This window comes from Arthrobacter sp. Y3225116, from assembly GCF_059091245.1.
The window spans coordinates 1-6,678 of sequence record NZ_JBNHGL010000162.1 but is presented as its reverse complement, the minus strand read 5'-3'; the positions used below and the strand labels follow the sequence as shown (position 1 = coordinate 6,678).

7 protein-coding genes are annotated in these 6,678 nt (G+C 68.9%); 3 read left to right on the top strand and 4 right to left on the bottom strand.

Annotated features, from left to right (window positions below):
- Positions 1-134: 134 nt before the first annotated feature.
- Positions 135-1,391, top strand: a complete 1,257-nt coding sequence (locus tag AC5RV2_RS13150) for an AI-2E family transporter (protein ID WP_494092695.1) — start codon at positions 135-137, stop codon at positions 1,389-1,391.
- Positions 1,392-1,513: 122 nt separating this feature from the next.
- Here AC5RV2_RS13150 and AC5RV2_RS13145 read toward each other — a convergent pair whose 3' ends face one another.
- The 4 genes from AC5RV2_RS13145 to AC5RV2_RS13130 form a co-directional block, all read right to left on the bottom strand.
- The gene (locus AC5RV2_RS13145) at positions 1,514-2,353 is read right to left on the bottom strand and encodes a MetQ/NlpA family ABC transporter substrate-binding protein (RefSeq protein WP_494092694.1); all 840 of its coding nucleotides are present in this window, start codon (positions 2,351-2,353) and stop codon (positions 1,514-1,516) included.
- Positions 2,354-2,515: 162 nt separating this feature from the next.
- Positions 2,516-3,250: a methionine ABC transporter permease gene (locus AC5RV2_RS13140; protein ID WP_494012550.1), complete on the bottom strand. Its 735-nt coding sequence runs from the start codon at positions 3,248-3,250 to the stop codon at positions 2,516-2,518.
- Complete coding sequence (locus AC5RV2_RS13135) at positions 3,247-4,239, bottom strand: methionine ABC transporter ATP-binding protein (protein WP_494067307.1); 993 nt, start codon at positions 4,237-4,239, stop codon at positions 3,247-3,249. Before AC5RV2_RS13135 ends, AC5RV2_RS13140 begins: the two co-directional genes overlap by 4 nt.
- 189 nt (positions 4,240-4,428) lie before the next feature.
- Complete coding sequence (locus tag AC5RV2_RS13130; protein WP_494092693.1) at positions 4,429-5,127, bottom strand: 3'-5' exonuclease; 699 nt, start codon at positions 5,125-5,127, stop codon at positions 4,429-4,431.
- Positions 5,128-5,245: 118 nt separating this feature from the next.
- On the opposite strand from AC5RV2_RS13130, the gene AC5RV2_RS13125 reads away from it, so the two are divergent.
- Positions 5,246-5,620, top strand: coding sequence for an MGMT family protein (locus AC5RV2_RS13125; RefSeq protein ID WP_494092692.1), 375 nt, complete (start codon positions 5,246-5,248; stop codon positions 5,618-5,620).
- Positions 5,617-6,678: UvrD-helicase domain-containing protein (locus AC5RV2_RS13120; protein ID WP_494092691.1), on the top strand; the 1,062-nt coding region annotated here is incomplete at its 3' end. The genes AC5RV2_RS13125 and AC5RV2_RS13120, both read left to right, overlap by 4 nt.

Here is a 6,678-nt window from a genome sequence, read left to right as displayed (position 1 = left end):
CCGGCCTGACCGCAACTCCGGCGCGGCGGACGGGGCTCGTCGTCCGGCTGCGGCCCGGTCCCGGGGACGGAGGCATGGCAGACTGATGCTGACGGCGGTACACGGGACCGCCGCGCGAACCCAGGAGAGTGCAGATGGGCCTGTTCTCCAGGCGCAGGCAAACACCGGAAGACTACGACGCCGAGACGCTCCGCCCGGAGGCCGCGGACGACGCCGAGACGCTCCGCCCGGAGGTCGGGCCGCCGCCGGTGCGGCCCGGGACGGAGCCCGCTCCCGTGCCGGTGCAGTCACGGTTGGACCCGGCCCCGGCGCCCATGCCGCCGCGCGCGATCTGGTCCGACGGACTGGGACGGACGGCCACCCGCTCCGCACAGCTGCTGCTGACGCTGCTGCTGGCCGTCGTGGTGATCTACGGGCTGCTGCAGCTGCGGCTCCTCGTCATTCCCGTCCTGATCGCCCTGATCCTGGCGGCGGCCGTGGGCCCGGTGGTGAGGCTGCTGCGCGGCTGGGGCTGGTCCGCGGCGCTGGCCACGGCGACGGCGTTCCTCGGGATCCTGGTGGTGCTCGGCGGCGTGATCACCGGGATCGTCTTCGCGGTCCGCAGCGAAGCGGACGAACTGGTCAGCTCCGCCCGCGAGGGGTGGATGCAGCTGCAGGAGTTCCTGGCCACCTTCCCGCTGCCGGTCAGCCAGCAGCAGATCGACGAGGCGCTCGCCGGGGTGCTCGACTTCCTGACCAGCGCCACGGTGGGTCGCAGCGCGCTGAGCGGATTGTCGACGGCGGCCGAAGTCGTCACCGGAGCTGTCCTGATGGCTGTGATCCTGTTCTTCTTCCTCAAGGACGGGCCGCGCATCTGGCGTTTCCTGCTCAGCTGGTTCCCGGCGGCCAAACGGCCGCAGCTGGAGCTGGCCGGGTCTCGGGCCATGGATGTGCTGGGAAGCTACGTGCGGGGCACCGCCACCGTCGCGGCCGTCGACGCCTTCTTCATCGGACTCGCCCTGTTCATCCTGCAGGTACCGCTGGCGCTGCCGCTCTCGGTGCTGATTTTCATCGGCGGCTTCATTCCGATCGTCGGAGCCACCATCGCCGGCGTGCTGGCGACCCTGGTGGCGCTGGTGGCCAACGGGCCGGTGGCCGCGCTGGTAGTGGTCGCCGTCGTGATCATCGTGCAGCAGCTGGAAGGCAACTTCCTGCAGCCGGTGGTGATGGGCCGCTCGGTGGACCTGCACTCGCTGGTGATCCTGTTGGCCCTGACCGCGGGAACCATCCTGGGCGGCATTATCGGCGCCGTCCTGGCCGTTCCGGTCACGGCTGTCGGCTGGGTGGTGATCCAGGTGATGTCGGGAAGGACCTCCGCCGAGGAACCCGCGCCGGTCCGGCGAGGCCGCTGACGAGCGGGCCCGACGGCCAGAAACCGGCGGGCCGGACACAGAAGGTCCCCGGAAGCCGAAGCTTCCGGGGACCTTCCTGGCGTCAGCCGTTGCCGCTCACGCCGGCGGTTCCGGACTGTTGACTAGAAAGCGGGGAAGACGTCGCCGTTGGGCCACGTTTCCTCGATGAACTTCTTCACGTCCGGCGAGTGGAGCAGCTCTTCGAGCTTGGCCACGGCAGGATTTTCGTCGCCGGCGTTCCAGGCCAGGAAGTTGGCATACGGGTTGTTCTCGGAGGACTCGACGACCACTGCATCGTCGGTGTTCAGCCCCGCATCCAGGATGAAGTTGCCGTTGATGATGGCCAGGTCGATCTTCGGATCCTCGATCAGCTGGACCAGGATTTCAGGCTGGTTCTCCTCGAATTTCAGGCCCTTGGGGTTCTGCTCCGCGGTCAGCGTCAGCGCCGCCGAATCGTCCTCGATCCCGGTCAGCAGGCCGGCCGTTTCGAGCATCTTGAGTGCGCGCGGCTGGTTGCCCGGATCGTTGGTGATCGCAATGGTTGCGCCCTCGCCAAGGTCCTCGACGCTCTGGTGCTTCGACGAGAACCCGGCGTACGGCTCAATGTGGATGCCTTCGCCATGTTCGAGGTCGTAGCCCTTGTCGGCCACCTGCTGCTCAAAGAAGGCCAGATGCTGGAAGTAGTTGGCATCCAGCGAGCCGTCGCTCAGGGCGATGTTGGGGGTCTGGTAATCGGTGAATTCCTTGATCTCCAGATCGATCCCGGCCTCCTGGGCCAGGTTCTCATCCACGAACTCCAGGATCCGGCCCTGCGGCACGGGAGTGGCACCGACGGTAACGGTGATGGGATTGGCCGGATCCAGCGTGGTCTCGGCGCTGGGGGTGGATTCGGAGCCACCGCAAGCCGTCAGCGCCAAGGCCGCAGCCAGGCCGGTACCAATGAGCGTTAGTGCTTTACGCATCTGCGTGCGTTCCTTTCGAATGACCGGGCCGGCCGAGGTCGGCTCGTCCCGGATGTGGTGCAGCTAGCGGCTACTGGCTGCATTCTTCCGCTGCCGGTGAGGCGGGCGGGAAGCGTGGGGGAGCGGGACGGCGCTGTCCCGACACGTCGCGGACGCCGCGTTTCAGACGGCGGTTACCGGCTCATGGCGCCGGCGCTTCGAGCCTGCGGTGGAAGCGCTGCGGTGGTCCACCCGCCGGGCAACCGCGTCGCCGATCCACTGGATCAGCTGGACAAGGACCACCATGATCACGATGGTGACCACCATGACGGTCGTGTCGAACCGCTGGAAGCCGTAGTTGTAGGCGAGCTGGCCGAGGCCGCCGCCGCCGGTGAGGCCAGCCATGGCGGAGTAGCCCACGAGCGTGACCAACGTCGTCGTCAAGGCGGCGACCAGCCCGGGCAAAGCCTCGGGAACGAGGACCTTGGCCACGACCTGCAGGCGGGTGGAACCCATGACGAGGGCCGCGTCGATTTTGCCGGAGCTCACATCCCGCAGCGCGGTTTCCACCAGGCGGGCGAAGAACGGCACCGTGCCGATGGTCAGCGAGACGCAGGCGGCCAGGGCGCCGATCGAGGTGCCGGTGATGACCCGGGCCAGCGGGATCAGCGAGATCATCAAAATGGCGAACGGAATGGACCGGGTGATGTTCACGATGATGTCCGACACGATCCGGTTCGTCACCGGCATCGGCCGCAGCCCGGCGGGCGCACTGGTGTAGAGGAAGATGCCCAGCGGTAGCCCGATCAGCAGGGTAAAGGCCCCCGAGACCCCGACCATCAGCAACGTTTCGCCGATCGCTTCCGGCAGGGCATTGGTGATGCCCGGGTTGGTCGTCAGTTCGTCGATGAAGTTCATGCCGCTTCCTCCTGCAGGACGCGGACGGCAACGCCTTGGCCGACCAGGTGCTCGGTGAGGGCAGCCGTGTCCGCCCCGGCCGGCAGTTCGATCCGCAAGTGGCCGAACTGCGTGCCGGCCAGCGACTCCACGCTGCCGGCTAGGACGTTCAGGTCCAGGCCGAAGGCCCGGGCAGCCCCGGTCAGCACAGGCTCCGACGCGCGTTCGCCGGAATAGAGGATTTCCAGCATCGTGCCCCCGCCGGTCGCCTCGGCCGATGGCAGCGGCAGCAGCGTGCTCGAGAGGCGGCCGCCCAGGTCGGCGGCGACCTCGCGCAACGGGCCGTGTTCGACGATCCGGCCGGCCTCCAGCAGCGACACCGAATCACAGATGCGCTTGATGACCTGCATTTCGTGCGTAATCACCAGCACGGTCAGTTGGAGCCGCTCGGTCAGGTCACGGATCAGGGTCAGGATTTCGTCGGTGGTCTTCGGGTCCAGGGCCGACGTGGGCTCGTCGCAGAGCAGCACGTCCGGGTCCGAAGCCAAGGCGCGGGCGATGCCGACCCGCTGCCGCTGGCCGCCGGAGAGCTGGGACGGGTAGGCGTCCTCAAACCCCTCCAGGCCGACGAGCTTGATCAGTTCCGAAACCTTGGCGCGGATGGACGCCTTGGGCGTCTTGACGATCTCCAGGGGATGCGACACGTTCTGGGCGGCGGTGCGGGAGTCCATCAGGTTGGCGTGCTGGAAGATCATCCCGATGCGGCGCCGGGCCGACCTGAGGTCGGCGTCGCGGGCGGCACTGAGCTCGGCCCCGTTGATCGATACCGATCCGGACGTCGGGGTGTCCAGGAGGGTCAGGCAGCGCACCAAGGTGGACTTGCCGGCACCCGAATGGCCGACGATGCCGTGGACGGTGCCCTTGGGGACGGACAGGCTGACCCCGTCCAGGGCTACCACTTCGCGGCCGCCTTGGCGGTAGACCTTGCGCAGGTCGGTAACGGTGATCATGGAACCTCGGGAAATCGATGTCTGGAGCGTCGACAGCCGCCATAGCATGTGCCGCCATCAAGGTTTAATTATGACAGCCGCGACAACGCGCCAGAATTCGACGGGACGTTGCGTCATACGGCGACGCGAAGTTGACAGTGCCGCGAGAAGCCAGGGGGCGGGCGGGTGCGCGCGCCGGTGGGGGCAGGGTCAGACGGCGGCGGGCATCAGGCGCACCGGCCAGACCCCGTCCACGACGGCTTCCGGATCCTTGCGCCGCAGCCAGGCCTCGAAATTTGCCGCCTGCTGTGCGCACCAGTCGATCTGCAGGGCATGCAGCTCGGCCGCGCCGATGCACAATCCTGCGTAGCGGCGGGCGAGGGCATCCGCGACGCCGATGGTGGCCAGGGCGTCGGCCGCCGACGTGTGCGCGGCGTCGAGCCGGACGCCGTAAAGTTCGCACAGCGCCCCCAAGGTGCGCTTCCCCCGCCGGTAGCGGTCCACCTGCTTGTCCAGGACATACGGGTCGATCACCGGAGACGCCGCCGGGGCCGGCAGGCCGTACCGCGAGCATTCGCGTGCCAGCACGGTGAAATCGTAGGCGGCGTTGAAGGCCATGACCGGAATGCCCGCGTCGAAGTAGCCGGTCAGTGCCTCGGCGATACCGGCGGCGGCAATTGCCGCGGGCAGGCCCTCGCTGCGGGCCCGTTCGGTGCTGATCCCGTGGATGGCGGCGGCTTCCGCAGGGATCTCCACTCCGGGGTCCACCAGCCACTCCCGCTCCTGCAGCGGCTGTCCCGCTGCGTCGACCAGGACGATGGACGCCGTCACGATCCGCGCGGTGTGGGGGTCACGGCCCGTGGTCTCGAGATCGAAGGCCGCGCGGGGACCGGTATGCCAGCTGTTCATGTCCGCAACGCTATCCGGCGGATCGGACAATCCCGGGGAGGCGCCGCGGGGTGTGTGGAAGCCGCTCCCGCCGCCCGCCGGTGCAGGCCGCACGGGGCCGCTAAATTACACTGGTGTAATGCGCGAGGCGATAGTAGAGGCGGTCCTCGACCTTGCCGCAATCATTCCGCGGGGCCGGGTGCTGTCGTACGGCGATGTCGCCGAATTGCTCGACGCCGGGGGCGCCCGGCTGGTCGGCAGGATCCTGTCCCTGCACGGCGCGGGGGTTCCGTGGTGGCGCATCATTCGTGCCAACGGTTCCCTGCCCGATGAGCTGATGGAACAGGCTGTGGCGCAGTACCGCCGGGAGGGCACACCCCTGGCGGAGCCGGCGGCGTGGCCGCCCAGGGTGCGCATGGCGGAAGCCCGTTGGGTGCCCGGGCCTGAAGAATACGCAGCGATCGAGGAGCTCCGGCGCAAAGTGTCCGAACCGACTGATGGGATGGGGCCATGATCGAGACCAAGCCGTCGGCCGGGCTGCAACTGGTCCGGCCCGAAACAAGGTCAGCCGGTGCCCCGCTTCCGAGTCCGGACCAGGCGCAGGTCATCGACCTGCCCGCCGGCTGCGGTCCGGTGCTGGTCCTCGGCGGCCCGGGTACGGGAAAATCGACCGCTTTGGTGGAACACGCGGTGCGCCGGGTGGAGGAAACCGGACTTGACCCGGCGAACCTGCTGTTCCTGGCCCCGAACCGGCTGGCGGCCGCGCGGCTGCGCGACGCGCTGACCGGGCGCCTCAACCGCAGCCTGGGCACCTCCCCGACCAGGACCTGGTCGGCCTACGCCTTCGACCTGATCCGACGGGCACGGGTGGAAGGACTGCTGCCGCTGGTGGAGCGCGCGCCCCGGCTGCTGTCCGGGCCCGAGCAGGACCAGATCATTGCCGAACTGCTGGCCGGCCATCGTGCCGGCTACGGCCCGGGGGTTGGCTGGCCGGAAGACCTGCAGCAGGCTCTGGCGACCCGCGGCTTCCGGCAGGAGGTCCGCCAGCTCTTCGACCGGCTGACCGAGTACGGCAGCACCGCAGGGCAGCTGGAGCAGTTGGGCGCGGAGTATGGCCGGGCGGACTGGATGGCGGCGGCCCGGCTGTATCGCGAGTACCGTGACGTGATCGACCTCCGGATGCCCGAGGCCTTCGACCCTGCCGGCATCATCACTTCGGCACGCCAGCTGCTGCTGGAGCATCCCGGTTTGCTGGAGCGGGAACGCAGCCGCCTCCGGCTGATCCTGGCGGACGACCTCCAGGAAGCCAATCCCGCGGTCTTCGAACTCCTGGCCTTGCTTGCGGAGGGACAGGATGCCGTGTTCGCCGCCTCGCCGGACACCGTCGTCCAGGGGTTCCGCGGCGCCCGTCCGGATGTCCTCGGCAGGTTGCCCGGGCTGGTCGGCACACCGGACAGGCCGCTGCACACGCTGGTCCTGACCACTTCGCACCGGATGGCGCCCGGGGTCGCAACCGCCTGGCAGTCAGCTGCCGCCCGGATCTCGCAGGTCGCCGGGGCGCACCGCGCCCGC

What these genes read in the sequence shown, in the direction of transcription:
- AC5RV2_RS13125 (WP_494092692.1), top strand. Translation starts at nt 5,246, where the DNA reads ATGCGCGAGGCGATAGTAGAGGCGGTCCTCGACCTTGCCGCAATCATT.
- AC5RV2_RS13135 (WP_494067307.1), bottom strand. Translation starts at nt 4,239, where the DNA reads ATGATCACCGTTACCGACCTGCGCAAGGTCTACCGCCAAGGCGGCCGC.
- AC5RV2_RS13130 (WP_494092693.1), bottom strand. Translation starts at nt 5,127, where the DNA reads ATGAACAGCTGGCATACCGGTCCCCGCGCGGCCTTCGATCTCGAGACC.
- AC5RV2_RS13140 (WP_494012550.1), bottom strand. Translation starts at nt 3,250, where the DNA reads ATGAACTTCATCGACGAACTGACGACCAACCCGGGCATCACCAATGCC.
- AC5RV2_RS13150 (WP_494092695.1), top strand. Translation starts at nt 135, where the DNA reads ATGGGCCTGTTCTCCAGGCGCAGGCAAACACCGGAAGACTACGACGCC.
- AC5RV2_RS13145 (WP_494092694.1), bottom strand. Translation starts at nt 2,353, where the DNA reads ATGCGTAAAGCACTAACGCTCATTGGTACCGGCCTGGCTGCGGCCTTG.